Here is a 26,019-nt window from a genome sequence, read left to right on the forward strand (position 1 = left end):
CGCTGCTCGCGGGCAGCGGCAGCGGACAGTGATCGACTGTGTCCCGGTTCACATCATGGTGTGGCTTCAGGAGTGCGGTTTTCAGAACGTCGGCCGGACTTGTTGCAGGTTCCACTAACGTGTGCGCCGTGACCGCGACCCGCGATCGCAGGAGCGATCCTGACGTAGACGCCGAACCGGCGTGGGACGACCGTCCCATCATCGGGCAATTCCGTGGGCTGCCGTGGTGGGCTGCTGTCCTGCTGGCGTTCGGACTGACGGCGATCGCCGCGTTCGTCGACATGCAGCTGCAGGAGTCACTGGGACGCATCTACCAGGGTGCTTTCGTGGTGAGCTGCGTCGGTGCGATCTGCTTCGTGCGCAGGAGGAGCCTGTTCGGCCCCATGGTGCAGCCGCCGCTGGTGTTCGCGATCACGGCGGTGGGTGCGGTCGCGCTGGTGAGCGAGAAGGCGTCCGGCGGCGGGCTGATGAAGCTGCTCGTGTCGGTGGCGTTGCCGCTGACGAGCAACTTCCCGACGATGGGCATCACGACCGGTGTGGTCGTCCTCATCGGGTTGTTCCGCTGGTGGCGTGAGCGCGATCCGGAGCCGCGGGTGCGGTCGAACAAGCCGTCGAAGCAGCGTGAAGCCGACATCGGTCTCGACGACGAGCCGGGCCAGGCCACCGGAGGGCGTGGCCGGGAACGGGCAGGCGGCGAGCGGCCCGCGGCGCCACCACGTCGCGGCCGGCCGGAGATGGAAGAGCTGCCACCGCCCGACGACCGTGGTGCCCGCCGCGCGCCGGGCCGTGGACCGCGTCCCTCGCGGGAGCCCGCGGCAGGCCGGGACGGCGGGCGTGACGCCGGCCGTGACGCGCGTCGCCGCGACCCTGCCGCCGGGCGGCCGGAGCGCGGCCGGGGTGAGCCACCCGAGATGCCTGGGCGGGCGCGTGGCCGAGGCGCCGACCCGACCCCGCGCCGTCGTGAGCCGGGTGCCGAGGGCGGCCGGTCACGCGACGAGCGTGGTCGCCGGGACGCGGGCAGGGACAACGGTCGTGAGGGTCGCGGCGGGACGCCGCGTCAGCCGCGTCGTCGCCCGCCGGAGAGCACCCGCTGACACGGCACCAGGTGTGTGGTGCCGTGGCGGTGGTGGCTGCCTAGCGGACGTTGCCCTGGAGGTCGTTGTCCTGCAGCGCCTTGCGCAGCTCGCGCGGGAGTGCGAAGGCGACCTTCTCGTTGGCGGTCGTGACTTCCTGGACCGCGCCGTAGCCGCGGTCCGCGAGCCACGACAGCAGGTCCATGACGAGGATGTCCGGCACCGACGCGCCGCTCGTGACACCGACGGTCTCGACACCCTCGAGCCACGCCTCGTCGACCTCGCGGGCGTAGTCGACCAGGTACGACGCCGTGGCGCCCGCCTGCAGCGCCACCTCGACGAGCCGCTTCGAGTTCGACGAGTTCTGTGACCCGACCACGATCACCAGGTCGCACTCCGCGGCCATGGCCTTCACCGCGACCTGGCGGTTCTGTGTGGCGTAGCAGATGTCGTCGCTCGGCGGGTCCTGCAGCCCGGGGAACCGGTCCTTGAGCTGGTTGACGCGCACCATCGTCTCGTCGACGGACAGCGTGGTCTGCGACAGCCACACGACCTTCGACGGGTCGCGGACGGTGACGTTCGCGGCGTCCTCGGCGGTGTCGACCAGCTGGACGTGCTCGGGTGCCTCGCCTGCCGTGCCCTCGACCTCCTCGTGGCCCTCGTGGCCGATGAGGAGGATGTCGTAGTCGTCGCGGGCGAAGCGCTTGGCCTCCTGGTGGACCTTCGTCACCAGCGGGCATGTCGCGTCGATCGTGCGCAGCTGCCGGGACGCGGCCTGTTCGTGGACCGCGGGTGACACGCCGTGCGCGGAGAACACGACGAGCGCGCCCTCGGGGACCTCGTCCGCCTCGTCGACGAAGATGGCGCCGCGTTCACTGAGGGTCTCGACCACGTGCTTGTTGTGGACGATCTCCTTGCGCACGTAGACGGGCGCGCCGTAGGTCTCGAGCGCCTTCTCGACGGTCACGACGGCGCGGTCGACCCCTGCGCAGTACCCGCGCGGCTTGGCCAGCAGAACTCGCTTGGTCATGCCACCAAGCGTACGGACCGGACACCTGTGTAGGCAGATCGGCTGGACTGGTGCAGGCTAGACACATGAAGTCACTCCCGCTCCCCGTCCGGGTTGCGGCCGGCCTCGCCGTCATGGCCGTGGAACAGGCCCGCACGCTGCCCGCCAAGATCGCCGGGCTGCCGGTCACCGTGGCGAGCCAGGCCCTGCAGGTCTCCATGCGTGTGCAGCAGCAGATCACCGAGCTGGCCATACGTGGTGACGAGGTGCTCGCAGGCCTGCGTCCGGTCGAGGAGACACCGGAGTGGGCGACCTTCGACGAGGACGTGGCGGACGACCGCTTCGACTTCAGCAGGCCCGCGCCGTTCGAGTCGGCGTTCGACCGGGCCGAGGACGAGGACGACGAGGAACGGCGTAACGGTCACCACAGTGTGAGCGCCGAGACGTTCGCCACACCGGACCCCTGGACGCAGGAAGAGCAGGCGATCGCGGAGGAGACCGAAGCACACGACGGCCCCGTCGACGATCCGATCGCCGGCCGCGACGACGACCGCGACGACGACCGCCCGTTGCCTGAGGCAACCGGCTACGACGAGCTGTCGCTGCCGCAGCTGCGTGCCCGTCTGCGCCAGTTCAACGCCGACGAACTGGCCGAGTTGCTCGAGTACGAACGCACGCACGGCAACCGCCCGTCGTTCGTCGGCATGCTGACCCGGCGCATCGCCACTGTGCGCGACCAGACGTGAGCGAACCCGCCACCACTCCGGAGAAGCCGTGGCCGGTGCGGACCGTCGCGCGCAAGGTCGCCGACTGGATCAACCGCCTCGGGGACGTGTGGGTCGAGGGACAGGTCACGCAGATCTCCAACCGGCCCGGCACCGGCACCGCGTTCCTCACGCTGCGGGATCCGGCGGCCGACGTGTCGATGACCGTCACCTGCCCGACCGGGATGCTCCGCGAGCACCAGCCGCCGCTGACCGACGGCACCCGCGTGATCCTGCACGCGCGGCCGGCGTTCTTCATCGGCCGCGGCACGCTGTCGCTGCGGGCCGACGAGATCCGCGCGGTCGGCATCGGCCAGTTGCTCGCGCGAATCGAGCGGCTCCGGAAGCTCCTGCACGCTGAGGGCCTGTTCGACCCACGACGCAAGAAGAAGCCGCCGTTCCTGCCGAACACCGTCGGCCTGATCACCGGTCGGGCGTCGGCCGCCGAGCACGACGTGATGGTCAACGCGCGTGCCCGGTGGCCCGCCGTGCGGTTCCGGGTGGAGAACGTCGCCACGCAGGGCGCGTTCGCGGTGCCACAGATCGTCGACGCGCTCGGCGTGCTTGACCGCGACAAGGACGTGGACGTCATCGTGATCGCCCGCGGCGGCGGGAGCGTCGAGGACCTGTTGCCGTTCTCCGACGAGACGTTGCTGCGCGCGGTGTCGGACTGCCGCACGCCCGTGCTGAGCGCGATCGGGCATGAACAGGACACGCCGCTGCTCGACCACGTCGCCGATGTCCGCTGCTCGACGCCGACCGACGCGGGCAAGCGGGTCGTGCCGGACATCGCCGAGGAGATCGCGCGGGTGCGCCAGCTCCGGGACCGTGCGCGCCGGGCGTTGCACGGATGGGTGGATCGCGAGCGCCACCGCCTGGACGCGCTTCGCAGCCGCCCGGTCCTCGCCGACCCGTTCACACCGCTGGAACAACGGAGTGCGCAGGTCAGCATGCTCGTGGAGCGGTCGCGCCGTGCGATGACCGCGCTCGTGTCGTCCGAACGGGCGTCCCTGGACCACACCAGAGCACGCTTGACGACGCTGGGACCAGCCGCCACGCTTGCCCGCGGGTACGCGGTCGTGCAGTGGGTGGACGAGGAAGGAAGCCCGCGAGTGCTCCGCTCGACGGCAGAGGCGCCGGACGGGACCAGGCTCCGGGTCCGCGTTGCCGATGGCGCGGTGCACGCGATCGCGTCCGACTGGGGTGACGCGAGCGGAGGTAGCGGTGCCGAGACTGGATCGTGAACCCACGTTCCTGCCGTTGACCATCGAGACCACCAACGCGGTCGCCCGAGCCATGGCGACCGAACCCGCCCTGCGTGCGCCCGCCGACGTCGTGTCGAGGCGGGCGAAGGAGGCCGACGCGGCGGCCGCCGAGTGCTGGGCGGCGCTGCTCGCCGGCTGTGACACGCCTGGCTGCCGCACACTGCCGGTACGGTTGCGGGCGTTGTCCGAGGCGACGTCCGACTACGCGGGCATGCGCTGGTGGCTGGGCCGCGGCTCGCAGCACCGCCACCGCGTCGGCGCCGCCCTGGAACGCATCGAGGAGGCGGTCGCCGAACGCGACGGCGCCGACTTCGCGGAGGCGTTCGTCGGATACGACCAGGCGGTGGCTGCCGCGCTGGTGAACGCCCACAGCCGATTGGAGACCCACGCCCAGTGAGCGACGACCCGACCCTCGACTACGAGGCCGCCCGCGACGAGCTGGCGGAGGTGGTGGCCAAGCTGGAGGCGGGCGGCCTGTCCCTCGAGGAGTCGCTGGCGCTGTGGGAACGCGGTGAAGCCCTGGCGAAACTCTGCGACCGCCACCTGGCGGGCGCGCGGGAGCGCATCGAGTCGGCCCTGGCAGCAGCGGAGTCGGAGAACTCCGCGGGCTGAGTTGTCCACAGCCCGGTCAGTTGTCCACAGGCAAGATCGACAACCCCCGGACTGTCACCCACCACTGGTAGACTGGCACGGCGGGACGCCCCCGGGATCGGGTGGGGGCTGGGCAACGTGCGCGCGCGAGTCAGGTGCCCGTGAAGGTCGGGGTTCGTTTGGTGACGAACGCGTCCACGGCTTCGCGGTGGTCCGCTGTTCCGCCCAGTAGCGACTGGCCCGCCTTCTCCGTCGCCAGCGCGGCTTCCAGGTCCGCGCCCGCCGCCGCCAGCAGGGCTTCCTTGATCTTCCCGTAGCCCGTGGTCGGGCCCGCCGCCATGCGGGACGCCAGTTCCTGCGCGGTGGCCAGCGGGTCCTCCGCCACCTCGGTCACCATGCCGATCTCCAGCGCGCGCTCCGCCGTCACCGGTTTCGCCAGCAGCATCAGTTCCATGGCGCGGCCGTATCCGATCAGGCGCGGCAGCGTCCATGACGCACCCGAGTCCGCGGTCAGGCCGATCGTCGCGAAGGCCATCAGGAACTTGGCGCCCGGCGCCGCTATCCGCAGGTCACACGCGTACGCGAAAGACGCGCCCGCGCCGGCCGCCATGCCGTTCACCGCCGCGATGACCGGCTTGCCCATCGTCGTCAGGCTGCGGACGATCGGGTTGTAGTGCTCCTCGACCGTGCGGAACGGGGCCGGGTCGTCGGACCGCAGCGCCGCCACGTGCTCCTTCAGGTCCTGTCCCGCGCAGAACGCCTTGCCAGCACCGGTCAGCACCACCGCCCGCACCGCCGGGTCCGCCGCCGCGTCGGCGAGGCCGTCGCGCAGCGCGTCCTTCAACTCCACCGTCAGCGAGTTGTACGCCTCCGGACGGTTGAGGGTGAGCGTGCGAACTCCCTCGCGGTCGTCGACCAGCAGTGACGTCAAGACATCCTCCTCATGCACTCGACCTGGCACGTCCGCCTCTGCTGAGGCATTCCGACAGGAAACTCTCCGCCGCCGGCGCGAGCCGCGCGGTGTGCTCGTCGAAGAACTCCGCGGCCGCCGTGCCGGCCCAGTTCCTCGGCAGCACCTTCTCCGGCAGGCCGGGGTCGCGGAACAGGAACTTGCGCCACGCGTGCAGCAGCCGCTGCGACGCCGCGAACGCCTCCGCGGGCTGTGAACCATCCACCGCGGACACGACAGGTAGCCACTCGGTCACGAAATCCGCGTAGTCCGCGCCCAGTGTCTCCAGGTCCCATGCGCGGGCGGCGAGGTCGCCGTCGTCGCCGTCGTGCTCGCCGTAAAAGAGCCGTCCCGCGATGTGCTCGGCCGACAGGATGTCCGTCAGCTCCGGTGACGGCCGCGGCGCGACCCACGTCGTCGGCCCCAGCGGTCCGTAGCCGATCAGTCGCAGAGAGGAGTCGATGCGGTCGCGGGCGCCGCGTGTCGGCAGTTCCTCCAGCACCAGCACGTGCCAGCGGCCGTCCCATGTGGAGGGATGGGTGCGGTAGATGCGCGCGGCTGCCTCGTCGAGCCTGCGCTCGGCACGTTTGGTGAGGGCGTAGCCAGGGCCGTCGGTGAGGCGGACGGGCCGCAACCAGTCCTGCCGCACCATTCTGGACACGGCGGTGCGGATGGCGGGCGCCTCGAAACCCAGCGGTTCGAGCAGGCGCACCAACGCCGCGATCGCGGCAGAGCCACCTCTGGCTCTGAGGTAGCTGCCGTAGACGTCGAACAGCGCGGACCGGGCTCGCACGATTTTCGAGTCTGTCAGTGCGGGGCGGCCCGGCGCCAGTGTGGTCCGAACCTGTCTTGGCCGGTCACCGACACGCAGGTGATCGGTTCCGATTTCACCGGCGAGATGGCATAGGGGAGAATGTCAGGGTCTTTGGCCGGGTGAGTCCGGCCAGGGTGGCAGGCTATGACGGAGGGAGCACGCTATGGCGGCCATGAAGCCCCGGACCGGGGACGGTCCCCTCGAGGTGACCAAGGAGGGTCGGGGCATCGTGATGCGCGTCCCACTCGAGGGCGGTGGGCGCCTCGTCGTCGAGATGTCGGCTGAGGAGGCAAGTGCCCTGGGTGACGCGTTGAAGGCCGCGGCTGGCTGACGGTCCGGAGTGGAGTCTCTGGGTCGGTGATCCGTCGAGTATGGAGGTCCGTTGCACACATCGGTACCCGCGTTACCGACGGCACTCCCCGAGGTAGAGGTGACCACCACGGCGAGGCGGACGACCCCGCTCGCCGTGGTGTGCCGATCGGGTGACGGGGCCCCCACGTCGTTGTCGGCTCGCGGGGAGGAGCTGACCGACGAGTGGGCGAACGCTGTCGCGCTGACCGGCAAGGCCGGTGAGGTCCAGCCCGGCCCGGCCGGTTCGTCGGTGCGGTGGGTCGCGGGCGTCGGGGACGGCAGCCCGGCGCAGTGGCGCACCGCGGGCGCCGCGCTGACCAAGGCGCTCAACGCGCGGATCGCGCAGGACGCCGACGCGGGCCGGTCCCCGGAGCGGACGGTGCAGCTGGAGCTGCCGTCGTCCGTCGGTCCGGACGAGGTCGGCGAGCTGGTGTGCGGACTGCGGCTGGGCGGGTACCGGTACGCGGTGACCGCGGAGGCCGCACCACCCGTGGTGCGGACGATCCGGCTCGTGACACCCGACGCGGCGCTGGACGAGCCGGTGCGGCGCGCGGCGGTGCTCGCGCAGGCGACCGCGCTGGCGCGGGATCTCGCGAACACGCCGTCGAACGTGAAGGACCCTGCGTGGCTCGCGCGGATGGCGACGCGGACGGCGGGCAAGGTCGCCGACGTCGTCGTGCGCGACGAGAAGTGGCTCGCGGAGCAGGGCTTCGGCGGGTTGCTGGCGGTCGGCGGGGGTTCGGCCCGCCCGCCGCGGTTCGCCGAGTTGACGTGGCGGCCGTCGGCGAAGGCGCCGCACGTGGTGTTCGTCGGCAAGGGCATCACGTTCGACACCGGCGGTGTCTCGGTCAAGCCCGCCGACGGCATGCACCTGATGCGGACCGACATGGCCGGGGGCGCGGCGGTGATCGCGGCGGTGGAGGCGATCGCGCGGTTGGGCATCGACGTACGGGTGACCGGTCTGGTGTCGTGCGCGGAGAACCACGTGTCGGGGTCGGCGTACCGGCCGGGTGACGTCGTGCGGCACTACGGCGGACGCACGACCGAGGTGACGAACACCGACGCCGAGGGGCGCATGGTGATGGCGGACGCGATCGCCTACGCGGTGGAGCGGTGCAAGCCCGACCTGATCGTGGACGTGGCGACGCTGACCGGTGCCATGAAGATCTCGCTCGGCCTGCGGACCGGCGGCGTGTTCGCGTCGACGGACGAGGTGGCCGCGCAGGTGCTGGCCGCGGGCGCGGCGGCGGGCGAACGCTGGTGGCGGATGCCGCTGGGTTCCGACGTCGGCTCCGTGGCGGACGAGTTCGCCGAGGCGGTGCGCAGCGAGATCGCGGACGTGCGCCAGTGTCCGCCGGGTCCGGGCGGCATCGCGGCGGCGATGTTCCTGCGCGAGTTCACGGGCGGGTTGCCGTGGGCGCACCTTGACATCGCGGGCCCGGCTCGGGCAGACCGCAACTACGACGAGGTCAGCGCGGGTGCGACCGGCTTCGCGGCCCGCACACTGGTGGAGCTGGCCGCGGCCCACGCCTGAGGTTGTCCACAGCGCGCTCGGTTGTCCACAGGCAAGATCGACATCGGGCTGTCTGTCGGTGGGTACCGGTAGACTGGCATGGCGGGTGGCCCCCGGGATTGGGTGGGGGTTGGGCACCGGGCGCGCGCGAGGGGTTTTCGCTGGTCAGCGGGGGTGTTGTCGCGCGCGGCTTCAGCTTGCCGCTGTTGCCGGGGCCAGCGGCTGGTAGCGGCGGGTGCGTGCCGCGAACACGCGGTCGAAGATGGCGAACTTCGCCAGGAAGACCGGGCCGCTCGCCGCGAGGTAGGCCAGCGTCAGCGCCACCGGCTGCCAACCGCTCGGCAGCAGGGGCAGCACCAGCTTCTCCGTGGCCGTCGTCAGCGCGATCGACGCCACGCCGCCGATCAACGTCACCGTCAGGTACGTCGTCAGCTGGGAGCGCAGCTTGCCCGGCGGCCACGCCCAGTACCGGACCATCAGGAAGTGCGGCACGGAACCCGCCAGGAACGCGATCGTGCTCGCCGTCGTCGCGTCCACGGTGGTCAGCCCGTACACCGCCAGCAGCACGACCTGGCTGATCCCCGTGGCGATCGCGGACGCGACCGTGAAGCGGGCCAGTCTGATGCGCGGAGGTGCCATGCGTCGAAGCTATTGCCCCAGGGCTGAACGCGCTCTCAGGAAGATCCCTGAGCTTCCCCGGATCAACCCCGGTCAGGGGTCAGGCGCCACACCACGTCCAGCCCGTCCTCGCCGGACGTGACCGGCTCCTGCGGTGGCCGCCGGTCCACGACCGTGAACCCGAGCCGTTTCGGGATCGCCGCGCTCCTCGTGTTCGCCACGTCGGTGACGATCTCCACCCGCTGCGCACCCGCGCGGAACGCCTCAGCCACCAGCAACGACGCCGCCCGCGTCGCCACGCCGCGGCCCACCTGGTCCGGGTGCAGCCAGTAGCCCAGCTCCAGCCCGCCCGGGCCCACGCGCGCCATCAGGCTCGCCGCGCCCGCGAGGCGGCCGGACACGACGATCGCGTAGTTGAACGCCGTGCCCTTCACCCAGTCGTCCGCCGTGCTCGCGATGAACGCCGTCGCCGCCTCGGGTGGGTAGCCGTCCGACACCCACGCCATCCACGGCCGCAGGTGCTCGATCGACTCCTGCACGACCTGGTGCAGCGCCGGTGCGTCCTGTTCCCGCCAGCGCCGCAACGTCACCTCGCCGGACCCGAGTCGCGCACGCACCGGTCAGCCCGTCACCGACCGGTACACCGCCACCGTCTGCTCGGCCACCGACGCCCACGAGAACTCGGTGACCGCTCGTTCCCGGCCCGCGTCGCCCATCAGCTTCGCCCGGTCCGGGTCGGCCAGCAGGCTGTTCACCGCGTCCGCGAGACCCACCCGGAACGCCGAGGTGTCCGCCTCGTCGTAGTGCACCAGCAGCCCGGTCGTGCCGTCGTCCACGACCTCCGGGATGCCGCCGACGTCCGACGCGACGACCGCGGTGCCGCACGCCATCGCCTCCAGGTTCACGATGCCCAGCGGCTCGTACACCGACGGGCACACGAACACCGTCGCGTGGGAGAGGAACTGCCGCACCTCCGCGGGCTGCAGCATCTTCTGGATCCAGTACAAGCCCGGCCGTGCCGCCGCCAGCTCCGCCACCGCTCGGGTGGTCTCCTCGGCGATCTCCGGCGTGTCCGGCGCGCCCGCGCACAGCACCAGCTGCGCACCGGGGTCGATCCGGTGCGCGGCCGCGATCAGGTGGCCGACGCCCTTCTGCCGCGTGATCCTGCCGACGAACACCACGATCGGACGGTCCGGGTCCACGCCGTAGTGGCGCAGCGCGTCCGACTCCGTGACCGGGTGGTAGGCCGACGAGTCGATGCCGTTGCGCACGACCCGCACCTTCTCCGGGGCGAGTGACGGGTAGCAGTCGAGCACGTCGGCGCGCATGCCCTCGCTCACCGCGATGATCGCGTCCGCCGACTCGTACGCCGTCTTCTCCACCCACGACGACAGCCGGTACCCGCCGCCGAGCTGCTCGGCCTTCCACGGCCTGCGCGGCTCCAGCGAGTGCGCGGTGACGACGTGCGGCACGTCGTAGAGGATCTTCGCGAGGTGCCCGGCGTGGTTGGCGTACCACGTGTGCGAGTGCACGAGGTCCACGCCGTCCACCGCCGCGGTGATCGACAGGTCCGCCGACAACGTCCGCAGCGCCTGGTTCGCCCGCTCGAGTCCCGGCGCCGGGTTGTGCGAGTGGACGCCCTCACCCGAACGCGGACCGCCGAAGCAGTGCACGTCGACGTCGATCAGCTCACGCAACCTCGGTACGAGGAACTCGACGTGAACGCCTGCCCCGCCGTAGACCTCCGGCGGCCATTCCCGAGTCAACAGCCCGATACGCACATGGCTCAAGGTAGCCGTACCAGTGCGAACGCGGTTAGGGTCAGCCACGTGAAGGGCCAGCAGCCACACGTGCTCGCGATCGTGCTCGCCGGGGGCGAAGGGAAGCGGCTGTGGCCGCTGACCGCTGACCGGGCGAAACCCGCGGTGCCGTTCGGGGGCAACTACCGGCTGATCGACTTCGTGCTGTCGAACCTCGTGAACGCGGGCTACCACCGGTTATGTGTGCTCACGCAGTACAAGTCGCACTCGTTGGACCGGCACATCTCCACCACCTGGCGCCTCTCGAGCGTGCTCGGGCAGTACATCACCCCCGTGCCGGCGCAGCAGCGGCTCGGGCCGCGCTGGTACACCGGCAGCGCGGACGCGATCTACCAGTCGCTGAACCTGGTCTACGACGAGAAACCGGACCACATCGTCGTCTTCGGCGCCGACCACGTGTACCGGATGGACCCGTCGCAGATGGTCGCCGAGCACGTGGACGCGGGCGCCGGCGTGACCGTCGCCGGGATCCGGGTGCCGCGCAGCGAGGCGACGGCGTTCGGCTGCATCGACTCGGATGCGTCCGGCAAGATCACCCGCTTCCTGGAGAAGCCGTCGTTACCGCCGTCGGTGCCGGACGACCCGGACGTGACGTTCGCGTCGATGGGCAACTACGTGTTCCGCACGGAGACGCTGCTCGACGCGCTGCGGGAGGACGCCGCCAACCCCGAGTCGATGCACGACATGGGCGGCGACATCATCCCGATGCTGGTCGGCCGCGGTGAGGCGCGCGTGTACGACTTCGACGACAACGAGGTGCCGGGCGCGACGGAGCGGGACCGCGGCTACTGGCGGGACGTGGGGACGCTCGACGCGTACTACGAGTCGCACCTGGACCTGGTGTCGGTGCACCCGGTGTTCAACCTGTACAACCACCGCTGGCCCATCCGCACGGCGACGCCGCCGCTGCCGCCCGCGAAGTTCGTCAACTCGGGCAGCGCGGTCGAGTCGATGATCGGGCCGGGCTCGATCGTGTCGGGATCGTCGGTGCGGGACTCGGTGATCAGCGCGGACGTGGTGATCGAGGACGGCGCGGTGGTCGAGGGCAGCGTGCTGCTGCCGGGCGTGCGGGTCGGCAAGGGCGCCGTGGTGCGCAAGGCGATCCTCGACAAGAACGTGCAGGTCGCCGAGGGCGCCGAGATCGGCGTCGACCTCGATGTGGACCGGCAGCGGTGGACCGTGTCGGCGGGTGGTGTCGTGGTGCTCGGAAAGGGCGAACGGGCGGAGTGATTCGCCGTACGCTTGACGGATGGAGCCGTCGGACAGAGATCCGTACCGGGCCGTCTGGCAGATGTCGCAGGTCGGTGACGCGGGCAAGCACGGTGGCAGGCGCATCCGGTGGGTCGCGGGGATCGTCGGCGGGCTCGTGGGGCTGTTCCCGTTCGCGCTGGTCACGACGGCCGTGTGGGGCTGGTGGTCCGGCGACTTCGGTGTCAACGCGGTCGGGTTCGCGATCCTGACCGTGGGCCTGGCGGCCGCCGTGTCGCTGGGCGGCTACGTCGCGACCAGCGACGACTGAGGTTGTCCACAGCTCATCCGGTTATCCACAGGCAAGATCGACAACGGCGTGACTGTCGGTGGGCACCGGTAGACTGGCATGGCGGGTGGCCCCCGGGAATGGGTGGGGGTCGGCGTTACGTCCCGGGGAGCGGGCAAGTTTCGCGTTTGTGCTGGTCAGCGGCTTCTCAGGTGGCCACCTCCCCGGGCCACGCCGCCACCTGGCAGTGCCTCCAACCGCCCGGTCAGCTCCCGGACGTCGGCCACACCCACACCCGCGCGTGAACGGGGGCGGCGCCGCTCATCCCGTCTTCGCGGCCACCAGCAGGCCGTCGCCCAGGGGGAGCAGGACCGGGACCAGGCGGTCGTCGTCGCGGACGGCTCTCGCGACCTCCCGCAGTGCGACGGTCTCGGCGTCCCGACGGGCCGGGTTGGCCACGCTGCCCGACCACAGGACGCTCGCGAACGCGATCACGCCGCCCGGCCGCAGCAGCCGCACGCCCTGCTCGTGGTACCCGGGGTACTCCTGCTTCGCCGCGTCGACGAACAGCAGGTCGTAGGCCTCCTCCGTCAGTCTCGGCAGCACGTCCAGCGCGCGCCCCATGATCAGCCGCGTGCGGCCGGGGGCGATCTTCGCCTCCATGAACGCGCGTTTGGCCGCGCTCTGGGGCTCGGGGTCCACGTCGATGGACGTGAGCACCCCGTCCTGAGCCATGCCGCGCAGCAGGTAGAGGCCACTGATGCCGGCGCCGGTGCCGACCTCGACCACGGCTTTCGCCTGGGTCGCCGCGGCCAGGAACCGCAGCGCGGCGCCGCCTGCTCGCGTGATCGGGGCGCAGCCGAGCTGCGTACCCCGCCTGCGGGCGGCGGCCAGCGTGTCGTCCTCGGTGAGGTAACCCTCGATGTACGCGTTCAACGCGTCCGAGTCGATGGTCGGCGTATCGGATGCCACGAAGTGTGAGATTAGCGTTGTCCGACCCCGAACCGGGTGATAAGGCCCCGGTCGATTCTCAGGCGCTTCTCAGACGGCTCTCACTAGCTTCACATCGAGGCTCGAAATCATGCTTGGTGACAGTTGGACTCGAGGTCCGGGGGATGGGGAACACGATGAGCATGGCAGGCGTTGAGAAGGGCACAGGGTTCACCGACCCGGAAGAGGTGGCACACCGCCCGATGCCTACGCAGACCGCCGACGCCGCGCCCGTCACCCTTGACGAGGCGACCGCATGGACGCCTCCGTCGTGGGACGAGGTGGTGCGGGAGCACGCCGACCGTGTGTACCGCCTCGCGTACCGCCTGACCGGTAACGCCCACGACGCCGAGGACCTCACCCAGGAGACCTTCATCCGGGTGTTCCGGTCGCTCGCGAACTACAAGCCGGGCACCTTCGAGGGCTGGCTGCACCGCATCACCACGAACCTGTTCCTCGACATGGCGCGCCGCCGCTCGCGGCTGCGCATGGAGGGGCTGCCGGAGGACACCGACCGGCTCGCCGGTGACGACCCGAGCCCCGAGCAGGTCTATGTCGAGACCCATCTCGACCCCGACCTGCAGGCCGCGCTGGACGAGCTGCCGCCCGAGTTCCGCGCCGCGGTCGTGCTGTGCGACGTGGAAGGCCTCTCCTACGAGGAGATCGGCGCCACCCTCGGGGTCAAGTTGGGTACTGTGCGCAGCAGGATCCACCGGGGGCGCCAGGCGCTGCGTGCGTCGCTCGAGCGCCGTCGTGAACTGGCACGGGAGGGTAGGTCGTGACCGACGAGCGCGGTTGGGGTCTGTCCGAACAGCATCTGCTTCCGGACGCCGTGGTGGCGTTCGTCGACGGTGAGCTGTCCGCCACCGCACACGACCGGGCGTCGTCGCACGTCGCGCGGTGTGCGACGTGTGCCGCCGAGATCGCGGCGCAGCGCCAGGCCGCGTCCGCCGTCCAGTCCGCCAACGCGTTCTCCGCGCCCGCCGGGCTGCTCGCGAACCTGATGGCGATCCCCGACCAGGTCGAGATGCCGTCCGTGCCGGACGGTCTCGCCATGACCAAGGACGGCCAGCTCGTCGCCGTGCAGCGACCCGACCGGGTGCCGCAGCTCGGGGGTACCGCCCCGTTGGGAAGTTCGGCGAAGCTCGGCGAGGGCGGTGCCGTCCTCGGGCGTAAGCCTGGCCGCCGCACCGTGCAGGGCGCCGGTGTCGTCGTGTCCGGGCTGGTGCTCGGCGCGCTCGCACTCGTCAGCACCTCCAGCGGCGACACCCCGCCGCGTACCCCGGCCAACGGCGAACAACGGCCTGCGGTCGTGGGCGGCGGCGCCATGCAGCAGGCCGGTCACGTGGCCACGGCGACGCTGCACGTCAGCGGTCGCTAGCGCAACGCCGACTTCACCGCTCGTGCGGCAGGCTTGGCGACGATGAGCAACCAGTGGAATCCCGAGCAGGGCCAGCCGTCGAACGGCAGTGCCGTTCCCGGCGCTGACGACCGTCCCCGGCTCGGGCCACGACCGTTGACCCACCCGCCCGTCGACCCGGGCGCGGCCGCCGTGTTCGGCCGCCCCGCCGGTGTCGACGGTGCGTTCTCCCCGCGGTCCGCGCAGCACCAGCCGACGCTCGGGGAGCTGAAGACCACACCGCCCGCCCCCGAGGCGCTGGCGTCCGCGTTCGGCAGGCCCGAGGGCAACCAGGAGCTGCTGCAGCGCCCGCCGTCGGACGAGCACGGCGGGAACGGCGTCGACCCGTGGGACACCGACGCCGCGCACGACCCGTGGCGTGACCCGTCGGCAGGCGCGATCATCGGTCCGCCCGCTGTCGGCCCGGAGAAGGGCGCCGACGACGAGAAGCCCGCGCCCAAGCCGGCCGCGCGGCTGCTGAGCCTGCCCGAGGTGCTGTTCGGACGCCGGGTGAAGGTGTCCGCGCTCATCACGCTGGCCGTGCTGGCGCTGGTCATCGGCGCAGGCGGCGGGGTCGCCGCGTACTTCATCGCCGACCGCGGCGACGAGCTGACCAGCGACGCGACGCTCGCCGAGGTGACCGCCGCGAAGGAACGGCCGCGGGGTTCGGTCGCCGACATCGCGAACCGGGTGCGGCCCGCGGTCGTGACCATCGAGGTCCGCTCCGAACAGGGCGCCGGTGTCGGGTCGGGCGCGGTGATCGACTCAGGCGGCTACATCCTGACGAACGAGCACGTCGTGACGCTCGGCGGCGCCGTGTCCGAAGGCCAGGACATCACGGTCGTGTTCAACGACGGCCAGCGCACCGAGGCGAAGCTCGTCGGCTCGGACCCGAAAATGGACCTCGCGGTCGTGAAGGTCGAGTCGGACGTGAGCACCGTGATCCAGCTCGGCAAGTCCGCGGACCTCGCGGTCGGCGACACGGTGCTCGCGATCGGCTCCCCGCTCGGCGAGACGGACACGGTGACGCTCGGCATCGTCAGCGCGCTGAACCGGCCGGTCGTGGTCGGCGAGGAGGACGGTGTGCCGGCGGTCTACGACGCGATCCAGACCGACGCCGCGATCAACCACGGCAACTCGGGCGGGCCGCTGGTCGACCAGACCGGCGCCCTCGTCGGCATCAACACGTCGATCATCTCGACGTCCGAGCAGGGCGGCAGCATCGGTCTCGGCTACGCCATCCCGATCGACGACGCCCGCCCGGTCGCCGAGTCGATCATCCGCACCGGCAAGGTCAAGCACGCCGACCTGGGGGTCAACGCCGCGTCGGTGTCGGCGGAGACGGCCGAGGGTGCGCGGGTCCAGAACGTCCGCGAAGGCGGCGCCGCCGACAAGGCGGGAATCAAGCAGAACGACATCATCAGGAAGGTCGGTGACCGGCCCATCGCGAACGCGGCGGAGCTGATCGTCGCGGTCCGCCACCACAAGATCGGCGACGTCGTGCCGGTCGTGCTGGCGCGTGACGGCCGGGAGCTGACGGTTCAGGTGACGTTGCAGTCCGATTGACCGGCTACGCTGGAAGGCGGCGTCGGAGTCCGTTGCTTCGGAGGTAGGCCACAGTGTTCGACAGCATCGGCTGGGCCGAGATCCTCATCTTGGTCGTAGCGGGCCTGTTCATTCTCGGTCCCGAGCGGCTGCCGTCCGCGGCGGCGTGGCTCGGCCGGAACGTGCGGAAGGTCCGCGAGTACGCGACCGGCGCACGGGAACAGCTCCGCACCGAGATGGGTGACGACTTCGACGAGCTGCGCAAGCCGCTGCAGGACCTGCAGCAGCTGCGCAACTTCGACCCGAAGCGCGCGGTGACGCGGCACCTGTTCGACGAGGTGGACACACCGAACGGCGGCACTAAGCCCAACGGCCACACCCCGTCGCCCGCCGCTCCCGCGCCGACCCGCGAGGACCCGAAGCCGCCGACGGACAAGCCGTCGTTCGACCCGGACGCGACCTGAGGGCGGCCACCGGCCCCCGATATCCAGCCTAGCGGCGGACACCGACAACGACGGTGCCCGCGGGGCGTGGCTGTGGACAGGTCAGCGTTGTCCACAGGCGGGGTTCACGACCACGAAAAGTGTCGGCGGTATCCCGTAGCGTGGCGACCGGGGGCCGGAGGCCACGGGACTGATCTTCGGGGCCGTGCCGGACATCGGCCGTGCGCGGCGCGGCCGTCGGCCCCCCGATATCCAGCGTAGTCGGCGGGACCGACAGGAACGGGCGCCGCGGGCGCCGTTGTGGACAACCGGGTGAGCTGTGGACAACCCGGCCCTCGCGGGCTGCGCGAAGGCCGGGACGTCGGTGGTGTGCCGTAGGCTGGAAAACGGGGGCCGGCGGCCGAACCCGCAGGTCAGGCCGGGGACACCGACAGCATGCGGCCCGCGAGCCCGCGTGCCCTCGTCGACAGCTTCGCCGCGATTCGCGTCAGTTCCTGCGCTGCCGCCGAGTCCGGCACCGACGTCACGATCGGCTTGCCGTCGTCGCCCGCCTCGCGCAGGCGCGGGTCCAGCGGGACCTGGCCGAGCAGGGGGACGTCCGCGCCGACCGTCTTCGTCAGCGACGTCGCCACCGTCTGCCCGCCGCCCGAGCCGAACGGCTCCATGCGCGAACCGTCCGGCAGCTCCAGCCACGACATGTTCTCAATCACACCCGCGATCCGCTGCCGCGTCTGCATGGCGATCGCGCCCGCGCGCTCGGCGACCTCGGCCGCCGCCTGCTGCGGGGTGGTGACGACGAGCAACTCGGCGTTCGGCAGCAGCTGGGCCACTGAGATCGCGATGTCGCCGGTGCCCGGCGGCAGGTCGAGCAGCAGCACGTCCAGGTCACCCCAGAACACGTCGGCCAGGAACTGCTGCAGCGCGCGGTGCAGCATCGGGCCGCGCCACACGACCGGGGTGTTGCCGGGGGTGAACATGGCGATCGAGATGACCTTCACACCGTTCGCCGCGGGCGGGAGGATCATCTTCTCGACACGGGTCGGCTTGCCGTCGGCGCCTAGCATGCGGGGCACGGAGTGGCCGTAGATGTCGGCGTCGACGATGCCGACCGACAGGCCGCGCTCGGCCATCGCGACCGCGAGGTTCACCGTCAGGCTCGACTTGCCGACGCCGCCCTTGCCGGACGCCACGCAGTACACGCGGGTCATCGAGCCGGGCTCGGCGAACGGGATCTTCGGCTCCTCGGAGCTGCCGCGCAGCTTCTGCCGCAGCTCGGTGCGCTGCTGGTCGGACATGACGTCCATGTCGACGGTGACGTGCCGCACGCCGTCGACGGCGGACACCGCGTTCGTCACGTCCTCGGTGATCTTGTTGCGCAGCGGACAGCCGGACACCGTCAGGTAGATCCCCACCTGCACGGTGCCCTCGTCGCCGATCGACACGTTCTTGACCATGCCCAGGTCGGTGATCGGCTTGTGGATTTCCGGATCCTGCACGGTGGCGAGCGCGGCGCGCACGGCCTCGACGTCTGGAGTGGTCACGCGACCATGCTACGGGCCGTTCCGTAACATCGTCTTCGTGCCGGAGCCCGCGGTGACCCGGATGCCCACCGGGAAAGAGCTGGACACGTGGCGATCCTTCCTGCGTGCCCACGCACGGCTGAGCCGCGTGCTCGAAGCGGAGCTGGTGGCGGAGCACCCGATCACGCTCGGCGGCTACGACGTGCTGGTTCAGCTCGCGGAGGCTCCCGGCCGCAGATTGCGGATGGCCGAACTGGCCGACGCGGTGCTGCTGTCCCGGTCCGGTGTGACCCGGCTGGTGGACCGGCTCGAGGTCGCGGGCATGGTCACCCGCGAACGCTTCGACGGTGACGGACGCGGCATCGTGGCGGTTCTCACCACGAAGGGCATCGACACCCTCCGGGCCGCGGCGCGGACGCATCTGGCCGGCGTGGTCCGGCACTTCGTGGAGCACCTGAGCGCTGACGAACTGACCACGTTCGGCGCCCTCTGCTCACGCATGCTCGACTAGTTGTCCACAGGTCACCCGGTTGTCCACAGTCGACCGCTCGCGCCCTGGTTCTGTCGGTGGGTACCGGTAGACTGGCATGGCGGGTGGCCCCCGGGATCGGGTGGGGGTCGAGGTGACGTACCGGGGGCCGGTCGGATTCCGCGTTTTCGCAGGTCAGCGGCTTGATTGCCAGGGGTGTCCCGGGTCAGGTCTCCGCCCAGCGGGGGTCCTCGCGCAGGGTCTCCGCCGTTGGACGCGACTTGCGGGGCTTGACGTTCAGGTCGGTACGCAGCCGCTCCAGCTCACTGCGCAGGTAGTCGCGGGTCGCGACCTCACCGACCGCCAACCGCAGCGCCGCGAGCTCACGGGCCAGGAACTCCGTGTCCTCCTTCGTGCGGGCGGCCCGCGCCCGGTCCTCCTCCAGCGACACGCGGTCCCGGTTGTCCTGGCGGTTCTGCGCCAGCAGGATCAGCGGCGCGGCGTACGCGGCCTGCGTGGAAAACGCCAGGTTGAGCAGGATGAACGGGTACGGGTCCCAGCGCAGCGACACCGCAGCCAGGTTCAGCGCGATCCACACGATCACGATCAGCGTCTGCCAGAACAGGAACTTGCCCGTCCCCAGGAACCTGGCCAGGCGTTCCGACAGCCTGCCGAACGCCTCCGGGTCGATGGACACCCGGAAACCGGGGCGGCGGGGCTGGTCCAGCCGTCGGCGGGAAAGCAGGTCAGGCATCCGCTGGCTCCTCGTTCGTGGACTCCCGCCACCCGGTGGGCAGCAGGTGATCCAGCACGTCGTCGACGGTCACCGCGCCCACCAGGTGTTCCGTGTCGTCCACGACCGGGGCGCACACCAGGTCGTACGTGGCGAAGTACCTGGTCACCTCGTTGAGCGTCGCCGACGGGGGCAGGCTCGCCAGTTCCGTGTCCACCGCGCTCGCCACCAGTTCACCGGGCGGTTCGCGCAGCAGCCGTTGCAGGTGGACACACCCGAGGTACCTGCCGGTCGGGGTGGCCGACGGTGGCCTGCACACGAACACCATGCTGGCCAGGGCCGGGGTGATGTCCGGGTTGCGGACCATCGCGAGCGCCTCGGCGATCGGGGCGTCCGGCAGCAGCACGATCGGCTCCGGTGTCATGAGGCCGCCCGCCGTGTTCGACGAGTACGCCAGCAGCCTGCGCACGGGATCCGACTCCTGGCGTTCCATCAGGCCCAGCAGCCGTGACCGGTCCACGGCCGACAGCTCCGCCAGCAGGTCGGCGGCGTCGTCGGGGTCCATGGCCTCCAGGATGTCCGCCGCCCGTTCCTCGTCCAGGTGCGCCAGCAGGTCCTTCTGGTCCTGCTCCGGCAGCTCCTCGAACACATCCGCCAGCCGCTCGTCGTCGAGGCTGTCCGCCACCTCGTACCTGCGTTTCGCGGGCAGCTCACGCAGCGCCGCCGCCACGTCCGCGGCGCGCATGCCCTCGAACACGGTCAGCAGGTGCACCGCGCCCTGCGGTGCCGACGCGAGGTCCGTGACGCCCGGCGCGTCGATCTCCTCCCACCGCAGCACCTGGATGGGCCCCCGCCGGGACAGCCTGCCCGTGCGTTCGCGGATCGCGACGCGGGAGAGCACCCAGTCGCGGGTCCTGCTCGGTTCCATCGCGGCGTCCACCAGCACCGCGGGCCGTTCCGTGTCGACGATCAAGGCCCTGGCGTCCAGCAGCTGGCCCACCACCAGCACCTCGTTGGGGCGTTGGTGGAAGCGGCGCAGGTTCACCGACCCCGTGGCGAGCGTCACCGCGTTCGCGTCGATCGAGGTCACGCGCAGCATCGGCACGAAGATCCGGCGGCGGGTCGCCAGCTCCACGACCGCGCCGAGGACGCGGGGTGGTTCGCGGTCGGTGCGCAGCACCGCCACCACGTCCCGGATCTTGCCGATGGACTCGCCGTCCGGCCCGTACACCGGCAGTCCGACGAGCTGTGCGACGAAGACCCTGCTCACGGCACCCACGCGCGCAAGGCTATCCGGTCTACCCGGCGGTGAGCTTGTCGACGAACGCCGGGTCGAGCACCTCGGTCAGCTCGTCGTAGGGCATGTCGACGGTCGGGACACCGCATGCGTTGGCGCGGCCGAGCCGCGGGAGGAACACGGTGAACGACGCGTGGTCGCGGGTGAACGCGACCTGCACCTCGCGGCCGAGGTTCTCCTCGGTCAGGTCTATCCGGGCGTCGCCGGTCGCGATGTCCGGGCACTGCGGGAGCGACTCCTGTGCCAGCAACAGGTCGGCGAGATGGCCCGCCGCGTCCGGCCGGAAGATCTCGTCCGTGGTCACCGCCTTGCCGGTGCGCACGTCCACCGTCACGGTGTCGTAGTCCTGCCACGTGGCCGAGCTGGTCGTCATCAGGCCGGTGTCCGGCAGGTTGGCGTAGCGCACGGACACGTAGTCGGTGCCCTGCATCAGCACGGTCGCCTCGACGTCGACGTCCACCTGCGCGTCCCACCGCTCGTCCCCCGCGTCCCGCAGGGTCGAGCGCAGCCCCTCGATGTTGTCGCGCACCTCGCGGATCTGCGCGTCGGCCGGGGCACGCAGCGCCGCGTTCACGGCGTCCGCGTTCGGCGTCCCGGACACCTGCACGATCTGCGTGGACGTGTCCAGGTTGACCGGGTAGCTCGCCTGCTCGGTCCGGACGCTCACCGCGAACGGCTCGGCGGCCGGGGGATCGTCGCCGGTCGTGTTGACCACGATCACCGTCGCGCCCACGACCACCGCGGCGCCGACGACCGCTGCGGCGACCTTCGCGGCCACCGCACCCGTGGCCGCCTTCGCGGCGACCGCCGAGCCCGCCGCCCCGCCGGCCGCGGCCACCGACCCGCCGCCGCTGAGCACACCTGTGGACGACACCAGCCATGCCATCGGCGACGCCGCCAGCAACGTGCCCGCGTACCCGGCGAGCCGCTGCCAGCCCTTCGACTCCCAGTTCTTGCCGTACCCGGCGACCGCCGCCGCCTCCAGTTCCTTCACGAACGCGGCCGCGCTCCCCGGTCGCGTCGCGACGTCCTTCGCCATGCCTCGCGCGACCAGTGCCCGCACCGGCTCCGGCACTCGCTCGACCGGCGGTGCCACGTACTGGTGGGCGTGCCGCAGCCGCTCGGTGTCGGTGTCGGGGAACGGCCGGAAACCCGTGACGCACAAGAAGAACACGCACGTCGCCGCGTACACGTCGGTCGCGGGGGTCGCGGGACCGCCCTGCCACTGCTCGGGCGCCATGTACGCGGGCGTGCCGCCCGAATGTCCACTGTGGCCGGCCAGCAGCGCGATGCCGAAGTCGACGAGCTTGCTCTGGTTGTTGGGCTGCACCAGCACGTTGCCCGGCTTGTAGTCGCGGTGCACGGTGCCCGCCGTGTGCGCGGCCGCGAGCCCCAGCAGCGACCCCTTCAGGATCGCGAGCGCCGCCTCCGGGGTGAGCGTGCCGTGCTGTTCGAGGATCTCCTTGAGCGGCACGCCCGGCACGGCCTCCATCACGATCGCGGCGCCCTCGGCGGTCTCCACGAACTGGTACAGCCGCGCCACGTGCGGGCTCACCACGCGGTGCAGGATCGCCGCCTCGTGCCGGAACCGCGCGCGCGAGGTCTCGTCGACCGTGTGCAGGTACTTGATCGCGACGACCCGGCTCGTCGCGTCGTGGCGGGCCAGCACCACGCGGCCGAACCCGCCCTCGCCGAGCACGGTCAGCTGCGTGTACCCCGGCGCCGTCCACTCAGACACAGACGCACGGTAGCGGGGTCAGGCGAGCGCCGCCGCGATTCGCGCACAGGCCGTGCCCAGCCAGTGGTCCGGGCCACTGTAGAGCCAGTTGTCGATGGCCCGGACGAACGTCCACCGCCGGGCCAGTGACCAGTCCAGCCCGGTGGCGTCGGTGATCGCGGCCAGCCCGCCGACGGCCTGGACCTCGTCGAACCGGTTCCACAGCAACGGGATGAGCCCGAACTCGCGGTCGCCCGCGATCGGCTTCGGGTCGATCACGAGCCACGGCTCGCGTTCGCCGCGCAGCACGTTGTCGTAGTGCAGGTCCTCGTTGACCAGGTGGTTCCCGGGGGTGAGCTCCCGGCAGTACGCGACCGCCTGCTCGACCAGCTCGGCCGGGACCGTGCCGTCGTTCTCCTCCGGGAACTCGTGGACCCAGCGCGCCGCGTTGTCCCGCATGTGCCGCATGCCGGGCGGCGCGGGCCGGTCGAGGCGGCGGATCATGCCCGTGACCACGGTCAACGCCTCCTCGATCGGCGCATGCCGCAGCGTGACCGCGGGGTCGAGGCGCTCCAGGAGCAGCGCCCACGCGTCGTCGTCGTGCGCGAGCAGGCGGACCGCGCCGTCACCGTCCCACAGGGAGAGCGCGAGTGCCTCGTGCCTGGCCTCGTCGTGCGGCCAGGTCACCTTGAGCACCGCGGGCTCGCCGGACGGGCGGCGGACGGGCACGACGAGCGCGCACACGCCGTGCATGAGCGGGCCGTCGACGGTCAACGCCCAGCGGGCGAGGCACGACTCGGCGAGCGCGGGCAGCCGCGCCAGCCATTCGGCGCCCTCGGCGTCGAAGCCCGCCGCGAAGGTCTCTGGCACGGTCAAGGTCATGCCGACAGCGTGGCGTAGCTGACACGTGTACGGCGAGCCGGTTTCGCACGGCCTAGGGTTACCGGCAGGTAGCTTCAGTTTGGAGGCTCGATGAGGTCACCGAAGGACTTCTTCCGCCCGCTCGCAGTCGGCGCGCCGGAGCCGCTGCGGCAGATCCCCTTCCGCCCGTCCCGGATGATCCACTTCTTCGACCCGGGCAACGAGAAGATGGCGGCCAAGGTCCCCGGCATGGTCGGCAAGGCCGACGTGCTGCTCGGCAACCTCGAGGACGCGATCCAGGCGGACCGCAAGGAGTCCGCGCGGAACGGCCTCGTGCGCATCGCACGCGAGGTGGACTTCGGTGACACCCAGCTGTGGACGCGGATCAACAGCCTCGACTCGCCGTGGGTGCTCGACGACCTGCTCACGCTGGTCACGGAGGTCGGCGACAAGCTCGACGTGATCATGGTGCCGAAGGTCGAAGGGTCTGCGGACATCCACTACGTCGACCGGCTGCTCGCCCAGCTGGAGGCCAGGGCCGGGCTGACGAAGCCGTTGCTGGTGCACGCGATCCTGGAGACCGCCAGCGGCGTGGCGAACGTCGAGGAGATCGCGCTCGCCAGCCCGCGCATGCAGGGCATCTCCCTCGGCCCCGCCGACCTGGCCGCGTCGCGCCGGATGAAGACGACCCGTGTCGGCGGCGGCCATCCCGGCTACCTGGTGCGGACCGACCCGGTCGGCGACGACCTGTCCGCCGGCCGGACCACCTACCAGCAGGACCTGTGGCACTACACGGTCGCCCGCATGGTGGACGCCTGTGTGGCGGCCGGGATCCTGCCGTACTACGGGCCGTTCGGCGACATCCGTGACGTGGTGGCGTGCGAGGACCAGTTCCGCAACGCCTACCTGCTGGGGTGCGTGGGCGCGTGGAGCCTGCACCCGGCGCAGATCGAGATCGCGCGGCGCGTGTTCTCGCCCGAGGCGTCCGAGGTGGCGTGGGCACGCCGGGTCATCGCCGCGATGGGCGACGGTACGGGCGCGGTCATGCTGGACGGGAAGATGCAGGACGACGCGACCGTCAAGCAGTGCCAGGTGATCGTCGCCCTCGCCGACGACCTCGCCGCCCGCGATCCGGAGCTGGCCGCCGCGTACAAGGAGGCGTCCGCGTGAGGCCCCGCCGGTCCGTTCTGTACATGCCGGGCGCGAACGAACGCGCGCTGGAGAAGGCGAGGACGCTGCCCGCGGACGCGCTGATCCTCGACCTGGAGGACGCGGTCGCCCCGGACGCGAAGGTCGACGCGCGGGAACGGGTGTGCGCGGCGGTCGGTTCGTACGGCTCGCGCGAGGTGACGATCCGCGTGAACGGCGCCGGCACGCCGTGGCACGCGGACGACCTGCGCGCGGCCGGTGAGGCGGGCCCGTCGGCGGTCGTGGTGCCCAAGGTGAACTCGGTCGACGAGGTCCACGCCATCGAGAAGGCGCTGTCGCACGCCCCGGACCACACGGCGATCTGGGCGATGATCGAGACCCCCGTGGCGGTGCTGAACTGCGCGTCGATCGCGGCGGCGTCCGAGCGGCTGACCGTCCTCGTGATGGGCACGAACGACCTGGCGAAGGAGATGACCGCGGCACAGGTGCCGGGCCGGGCGCCGTTGCTGGGCCCGCTGTCGACGTGCGTGCTGGCGGCGCGGGCGACCGGCCGGGTGATCCTGGATGGCGTCTACAACGACGTGCGCGACGCGGCCGGTTTCGCCGCGGAATGCCGCCAGGGCCGCGACTTCGGGTTCGACGGCAAGACGCTGATCCACCCGAGCCAGGTCGAGCCGTGCAACGAGGCCTTCGCGCCGTCGGCGGACGAGGTCGAGCACGCGCACCGGGTGATCGCCGCGTTCGAGGAGGCCACCCGCGAGGGTCGTGGAGTGGCCACTGTGGACGGTCGGATGATCGAGAACCTGCACGTGGCCAACGCCGAACGGACCCTTGCGCTGGCGGCGGCGATCACGCGACCCTGACCGGTGATGGTCGACTACGACGCACGCCTGCACGCGGTCTACGCCACCGGACGGCGGATGGCGCCCGAGGCGCGGGCGACGTGGATGGCGGCGTTCGCCCGTCACCTGCCACGGACACGGCCGCTGACCTGGCTCGACGTCGGCTCGGGCACCGGCCGCCTGACCCCGGCGCTGGCGGACGCGTTCGGCGGCCCGGTCCACGGCGTCGAGCCCTCGGACCGGATGCGCGATCAGGCGCCCGCGCATCCCGCCGTGACGTACCTGGCCGGGGCCGCCGAACGGATCCCGTTGCCGGACGCCTCGTGCGACGCGGCGTTGCTGTTCTTCGTGTGGCACCACGTGCGTGACCGGTCGGCCGCCGTCCGGGAGTTGCGCCGGGTCGTCAGGCCGGGCGGCACGGTGTTCGTGCAGGCGAACCTCGCCGACCGGATGCCCGACGTGTGGTGGTTCCGCGTCGTGCCGGAGTGGCGGGACGCCGACCGGGCGCAGTTCCGGACCGAGGCGAAGGTGCGGGACGACTTCACGGACTTCTCGTTCGTCGCCCGCGACGAGGTCACGTGGCGCCGCTCGGCGAGCCTCGCGGAGGACCGCGAGAGGTTGCGGCTGCGTGCCGTCTCGATGTTCGAGTTCCTGACGGAGGAGACCGTGGCCGCGGGCTTCGCCAGGATCGACGAGGCGCTGCCCACCCTGGCCGACGGCCCGCAGTACGAGACCAACGACCTGCTCGTCTTCCGGCGCTGAGCCCCGAGCCGTCCGACCTGGCCAGGCGTAGCATCGGCGGTGAGGGGG

29 protein-coding genes are annotated in these 26,019 nt (G+C 71.4%); 17 read left to right on the plus strand and 12 right to left on the minus strand.

Going from position 1 to position 26,019, the window contains the following annotated elements; all coding sequences use genetic code 11:
- Window positions 1-128 precede the first annotated feature (128 nt).
- On the plus strand, window positions 129-1,094 hold the full coding sequence (locus ACIBVP_RS34090; RefSeq protein WP_396110551.1) for a DUF6542 domain-containing protein: 966 nt from the start codon (window positions 129-131) through the stop codon (window positions 1,092-1,094).
- Between the two features lie 40 nt (window positions 1,095-1,134).
- Here ACIBVP_RS34090 and ACIBVP_RS34095 read toward each other — a convergent pair whose 3' ends face one another.
- Complete coding sequence (locus ACIBVP_RS34095; protein WP_396110552.1) at window positions 1,135-2,103, minus strand: 4-hydroxy-3-methylbut-2-enyl diphosphate reductase; 969 nt, start codon at window positions 2,101-2,103, stop codon at window positions 1,135-1,137.
- A gap of 65 nt (window positions 2,104-2,168) precedes the next feature.
- On the opposite strand from ACIBVP_RS34095, the gene ACIBVP_RS34100 reads away from it, so the two are divergent.
- From ACIBVP_RS34100 to ACIBVP_RS34115, 4 genes are read left to right on the plus strand one after another with little or no spacing between them, the layout of a single operon-like run.
- Window positions 2,169-2,828: a lipid droplet-associated protein gene (locus ACIBVP_RS34100; RefSeq protein ID WP_396110553.1), complete on the plus strand. Its 660-nt coding sequence runs from the start codon at window positions 2,169-2,171 to the stop codon at window positions 2,826-2,828.
- Window positions 2,825-4,090, plus strand: coding sequence for an exodeoxyribonuclease VII large subunit (gene xseA / locus ACIBVP_RS34105; RefSeq protein ID WP_396110554.1), 1,266 nt, complete (start codon window positions 2,825-2,827; stop codon window positions 4,088-4,090). Before ACIBVP_RS34100 ends, xseA begins: the two co-directional genes overlap by 4 nt.
- Entirely contained in the window at window positions 4,071-4,508 is a 438-nt protein-coding gene (locus tag ACIBVP_RS34110) for a sugar ABC transporter substrate-binding protein (protein WP_396110555.1), read from the plus strand. The genes xseA and ACIBVP_RS34110 overlap by 20 nt, the downstream gene beginning before the upstream one ends.
- Window positions 4,505-4,723 carry an exodeoxyribonuclease VII small subunit gene (locus ACIBVP_RS34115; protein WP_396110556.1) on the plus strand — a complete coding sequence of 73 codons (219 nt, stop codon included), beginning with the start codon at window positions 4,505-4,507 and terminating at the stop codon, window positions 4,721-4,723. The genes ACIBVP_RS34110 and ACIBVP_RS34115 overlap by 4 nt, the downstream gene beginning before the upstream one ends.
- A 130-nt stretch (window positions 4,724-4,853) precedes the next feature.
- Here ACIBVP_RS34115 and ACIBVP_RS34120 read toward each other — a convergent pair whose 3' ends face one another.
- A complete protein-coding gene (locus ACIBVP_RS34120; protein WP_396110557.1) occupies window positions 4,854-5,633 on the minus strand; it encodes an enoyl-CoA hydratase-related protein in 780 nt (259 codons plus the stop codon).
- Between the two features lie 10 nt (window positions 5,634-5,643).
- Window positions 5,644-6,444: a PaaX family transcriptional regulator C-terminal domain-containing protein gene (locus ACIBVP_RS34125; RefSeq protein ID WP_396110558.1), complete on the minus strand. Its 801-nt coding sequence runs from the start codon at window positions 6,442-6,444 to the stop codon at window positions 5,644-5,646.
- A gap of 184 nt (window positions 6,445-6,628) precedes the next feature.
- Here ACIBVP_RS34125 and ACIBVP_RS34130 point away from each other — a divergent pair, with 184 nt between their 5' ends.
- Together ACIBVP_RS34130 and ACIBVP_RS34135 are read left to right on the plus strand one after the other, a co-directional pair.
- On the plus strand, window positions 6,629-6,796 hold the full coding sequence (locus ACIBVP_RS34130; protein WP_075127418.1) for a DUF3117 domain-containing protein: 168 nt from the start codon (window positions 6,629-6,631) through the stop codon (window positions 6,794-6,796).
- A 99-nt stretch (window positions 6,797-6,895) separates the two neighbouring features.
- Window positions 6,896-8,350: a leucyl aminopeptidase family protein gene (locus tag ACIBVP_RS34135; protein WP_396110559.1), complete on the plus strand. Its 1,455-nt coding sequence runs from the start codon at window positions 6,896-6,898 to the stop codon at window positions 8,348-8,350.
- 171 nt (window positions 8,351-8,521) lie between these two features.
- On the opposite strand, the gene ACIBVP_RS34140 is transcribed toward ACIBVP_RS34135, so the two are convergent.
- From ACIBVP_RS34140 to glgA, 3 genes are all read right to left on the minus strand, one after another.
- Complete coding sequence (locus tag ACIBVP_RS34140) at window positions 8,522-8,968, minus strand: GtrA family protein (protein WP_396110560.1); 447 nt, start codon at window positions 8,966-8,968, stop codon at window positions 8,522-8,524.
- A gap of 62 nt (window positions 8,969-9,030) precedes the next feature.
- Complete coding sequence (locus ACIBVP_RS34145) at window positions 9,031-9,564, minus strand: GNAT family N-acetyltransferase (RefSeq protein ID WP_396110561.1); 534 nt, start codon at window positions 9,562-9,564, stop codon at window positions 9,031-9,033.
- Between the two features lie 3 nt (window positions 9,565-9,567).
- A complete protein-coding gene (gene glgA / locus ACIBVP_RS34150; RefSeq protein WP_396110562.1) occupies window positions 9,568-10,728 on the minus strand; it encodes a glycogen synthase in 1,161 nt (386 codons plus the stop codon).
- Between the two features lie 48 nt (window positions 10,729-10,776).
- On the opposite strand from glgA, the gene glgC reads away from it, so the two are divergent.
- Together glgC and ACIBVP_RS34160 are read left to right on the plus strand one after the other, a co-directional pair.
- On the plus strand, window positions 10,777-11,997 hold the full coding sequence (gene glgC, locus ACIBVP_RS34155; protein ID WP_396110563.1) for a glucose-1-phosphate adenylyltransferase: 1,221 nt from the start codon (window positions 10,777-10,779) through the stop codon (window positions 11,995-11,997).
- A 19-nt stretch (window positions 11,998-12,016) separates the two neighbouring features.
- Complete coding sequence (locus ACIBVP_RS34160) at window positions 12,017-12,286, plus strand: hypothetical protein (RefSeq protein WP_396110564.1); 270 nt, start codon at window positions 12,017-12,019, stop codon at window positions 12,284-12,286.
- Between the two features lie 279 nt (window positions 12,287-12,565).
- Here ACIBVP_RS34160 and ACIBVP_RS34165 read toward each other — a convergent pair whose 3' ends face one another.
- Window positions 12,566-13,216 (minus strand): O-methyltransferase, encoded by a 651-nt coding sequence (locus ACIBVP_RS34165; protein WP_396110565.1) that lies wholly within the window; start codon window positions 13,214-13,216, stop codon window positions 12,566-12,568.
- A 221-nt stretch (window positions 13,217-13,437) separates the two neighbouring features.
- Here ACIBVP_RS34165 and sigE point away from each other — a divergent pair, with 221 nt between their 5' ends.
- Genes sigE through tatB form a run of 4 tightly spaced genes read left to right on the plus strand, consistent with a single transcriptional unit; the run spans window position 13,438 to window position 16,642 of the window.
- A complete protein-coding gene (gene sigE / locus ACIBVP_RS34170; RefSeq protein ID WP_396110668.1) occupies window positions 13,438-14,016 on the plus strand; it encodes an RNA polymerase sigma factor SigE in 579 nt (192 codons plus the stop codon).
- Window positions 14,013-14,615, plus strand: coding sequence for an anti-sigma factor family protein (locus ACIBVP_RS34175; RefSeq protein ID WP_396110566.1), 603 nt, complete (start codon window positions 14,013-14,015; stop codon window positions 14,613-14,615). Before sigE ends, ACIBVP_RS34175 begins: the two co-directional genes overlap by 4 nt.
- A gap of 42 nt (window positions 14,616-14,657) precedes the next feature.
- A complete protein-coding gene (locus tag ACIBVP_RS34180; RefSeq protein WP_396110567.1) occupies window positions 14,658-16,199 on the plus strand; it encodes a trypsin-like peptidase domain-containing protein in 1,542 nt (513 codons plus the stop codon).
- Between the two features lie 53 nt (window positions 16,200-16,252).
- Window positions 16,253-16,642 (plus strand): Sec-independent protein translocase protein TatB, encoded by a 390-nt coding sequence (gene tatB, locus ACIBVP_RS34185; protein WP_396110568.1) that lies wholly within the window; start codon window positions 16,253-16,255, stop codon window positions 16,640-16,642.
- A gap of 392 nt (window positions 16,643-17,034) precedes the next feature.
- Here the strand turns inward: tatB and ACIBVP_RS34190 are convergent, their stop codons facing one another.
- On the minus strand, window positions 17,035-18,162 hold the full coding sequence (locus tag ACIBVP_RS34190; protein WP_396110569.1) for an Mrp/NBP35 family ATP-binding protein: 1,128 nt from the start codon (window positions 18,160-18,162) through the stop codon (window positions 17,035-17,037).
- A gap of 37 nt (window positions 18,163-18,199) precedes the next feature.
- Here ACIBVP_RS34190 and ACIBVP_RS34195 point away from each other — a divergent pair, with 37 nt between their 5' ends.
- Window positions 18,200-18,652 carry a MarR family winged helix-turn-helix transcriptional regulator gene (locus ACIBVP_RS34195; protein WP_396110570.1) on the plus strand — a complete coding sequence of 151 codons (453 nt, stop codon included), beginning with the start codon at window positions 18,200-18,202 and terminating at the stop codon, window positions 18,650-18,652.
- A 184-nt stretch (window positions 18,653-18,836) separates the two neighbouring features.
- Here ACIBVP_RS34195 and ACIBVP_RS34200 read toward each other — a convergent pair whose 3' ends face one another.
- The 4 genes from ACIBVP_RS34200 to ACIBVP_RS34215 are packed head-to-tail and all read right to left on the minus strand — an operon-like array spanning window position 18,837 to window position 23,239.
- Window positions 18,837-19,364 (minus strand): DUF1003 domain-containing protein, encoded by a 528-nt coding sequence (locus ACIBVP_RS34200; protein WP_396110571.1) that lies wholly within the window; start codon window positions 19,362-19,364, stop codon window positions 18,837-18,839.
- Entirely contained in the window at window positions 19,357-20,622 is a 1,266-nt protein-coding gene (locus ACIBVP_RS34205) for a magnesium transporter MgtE N-terminal domain-containing protein (protein ID WP_396110572.1), read from the minus strand. Before ACIBVP_RS34205 ends, ACIBVP_RS34200 begins: the two co-directional genes overlap by 8 nt.
- Window positions 20,623-20,641: 19 nt before the next feature.
- Window positions 20,642-22,378 carry a serine/threonine-protein kinase gene (locus ACIBVP_RS34210; RefSeq protein WP_396110573.1) on the minus strand — a complete coding sequence of 579 codons (1,737 nt, stop codon included), beginning with the start codon at window positions 22,376-22,378 and terminating at the stop codon, window positions 20,642-20,644.
- A gap of 18 nt (window positions 22,379-22,396) precedes the next feature.
- Complete coding sequence (locus ACIBVP_RS34215; protein ID WP_396110574.1) at window positions 22,397-23,239, minus strand: aminoglycoside phosphotransferase family protein; 843 nt, start codon at window positions 23,237-23,239, stop codon at window positions 22,397-22,399.
- Window positions 23,240-23,329: 90 nt separating this feature from the next.
- Here ACIBVP_RS34215 and ACIBVP_RS34220 point away from each other — a divergent pair, with 90 nt between their 5' ends.
- Genes ACIBVP_RS34220 through ACIBVP_RS34230 form a run of 3 tightly spaced genes read left to right on the plus strand, consistent with a single transcriptional unit; the run spans window position 23,330 to window position 25,971 of the window.
- Window positions 23,330-24,388, plus strand: coding sequence for an HpcH/HpaI aldolase/citrate lyase family protein (locus ACIBVP_RS34220; RefSeq protein ID WP_396110575.1), 1,059 nt, complete (start codon window positions 23,330-23,332; stop codon window positions 24,386-24,388).
- On the plus strand, window positions 24,385-25,230 hold the full coding sequence (locus ACIBVP_RS34225; protein ID WP_396110576.1) for an HpcH/HpaI aldolase/citrate lyase family protein: 846 nt from the start codon (window positions 24,385-24,387) through the stop codon (window positions 25,228-25,230). The genes ACIBVP_RS34220 and ACIBVP_RS34225 overlap by 4 nt, the downstream gene beginning before the upstream one ends.
- A 6-nt stretch (window positions 25,231-25,236) precedes the next feature.
- Window positions 25,237-25,971: a class I SAM-dependent methyltransferase gene (locus ACIBVP_RS34230; RefSeq protein WP_396110577.1), complete on the plus strand. Its 735-nt coding sequence runs from the start codon at window positions 25,237-25,239 to the stop codon at window positions 25,969-25,971.
- The last annotated feature ends 48 nt before the right edge of the window (window positions 25,972-26,019 follow it).

The sequence above is a fragment of the Actinophytocola sp. NPDC049390 genome (genome assembly GCF_044466355.1).
GTDB lineage: Bacteria > Actinomycetota > Actinomycetes > Mycobacteriales > Pseudonocardiaceae > Actinophytocola.

Coding starts and splice junctions, on each gene's coding strand:
- ACIBVP_RS34095 (WP_396110552.1), bottom strand. CDS start 2,103: ATGACCAAGCGAGTTCTGCTGGCCAAGCCGCGCGGGTACTGCGCAGGG.
- ACIBVP_RS34100 (WP_396110553.1), top strand. CDS start 2,169: ATGAAGTCACTCCCGCTCCCCGTCCGGGTTGCGGCCGGCCTCGCCGTC.
- ACIBVP_RS34130 (WP_075127418.1), top strand. CDS start 6,629: ATGGCGGCCATGAAGCCCCGGACCGGGGACGGTCCCCTCGAGGTGACC.
- ACIBVP_RS34140 (WP_396110560.1), bottom strand. CDS start 8,968: ATGGCACCTCCGCGCATCAGACTGGCCCGCTTCACGGTCGCGTCCGCG.
- ACIBVP_RS34160 (WP_396110564.1), top strand. CDS start 12,017: ATGGAGCCGTCGGACAGAGATCCGTACCGGGCCGTCTGGCAGATGTCG.
- sigE (WP_396110668.1), top strand. CDS start 13,438: ATGCCTACGCAGACCGCCGACGCCGCGCCCGTCACCCTTGACGAGGCG.
- ACIBVP_RS34180 (WP_396110567.1), top strand. CDS start 14,658: ATGAGCAACCAGTGGAATCCCGAGCAGGGCCAGCCGTCGAACGGCAGT.
- ACIBVP_RS34200 (WP_396110571.1), bottom strand. CDS start 19,364: ATGCCTGACCTGCTTTCCCGCCGACGGCTGGACCAGCCCCGCCGCCCC.
- ACIBVP_RS34215 (WP_396110574.1), bottom strand. CDS start 23,239: ATGACCTTGACCGTGCCAGAGACCTTCGCGGCGGGCTTCGACGCCGAG.
- ACIBVP_RS34220 (WP_396110575.1), top strand. CDS start 23,330: ATGAGGTCACCGAAGGACTTCTTCCGCCCGCTCGCAGTCGGCGCGCCG.
- ACIBVP_RS34230 (WP_396110577.1), top strand. CDS start 25,237: ATGGTCGACTACGACGCACGCCTGCACGCGGTCTACGCCACCGGACGG.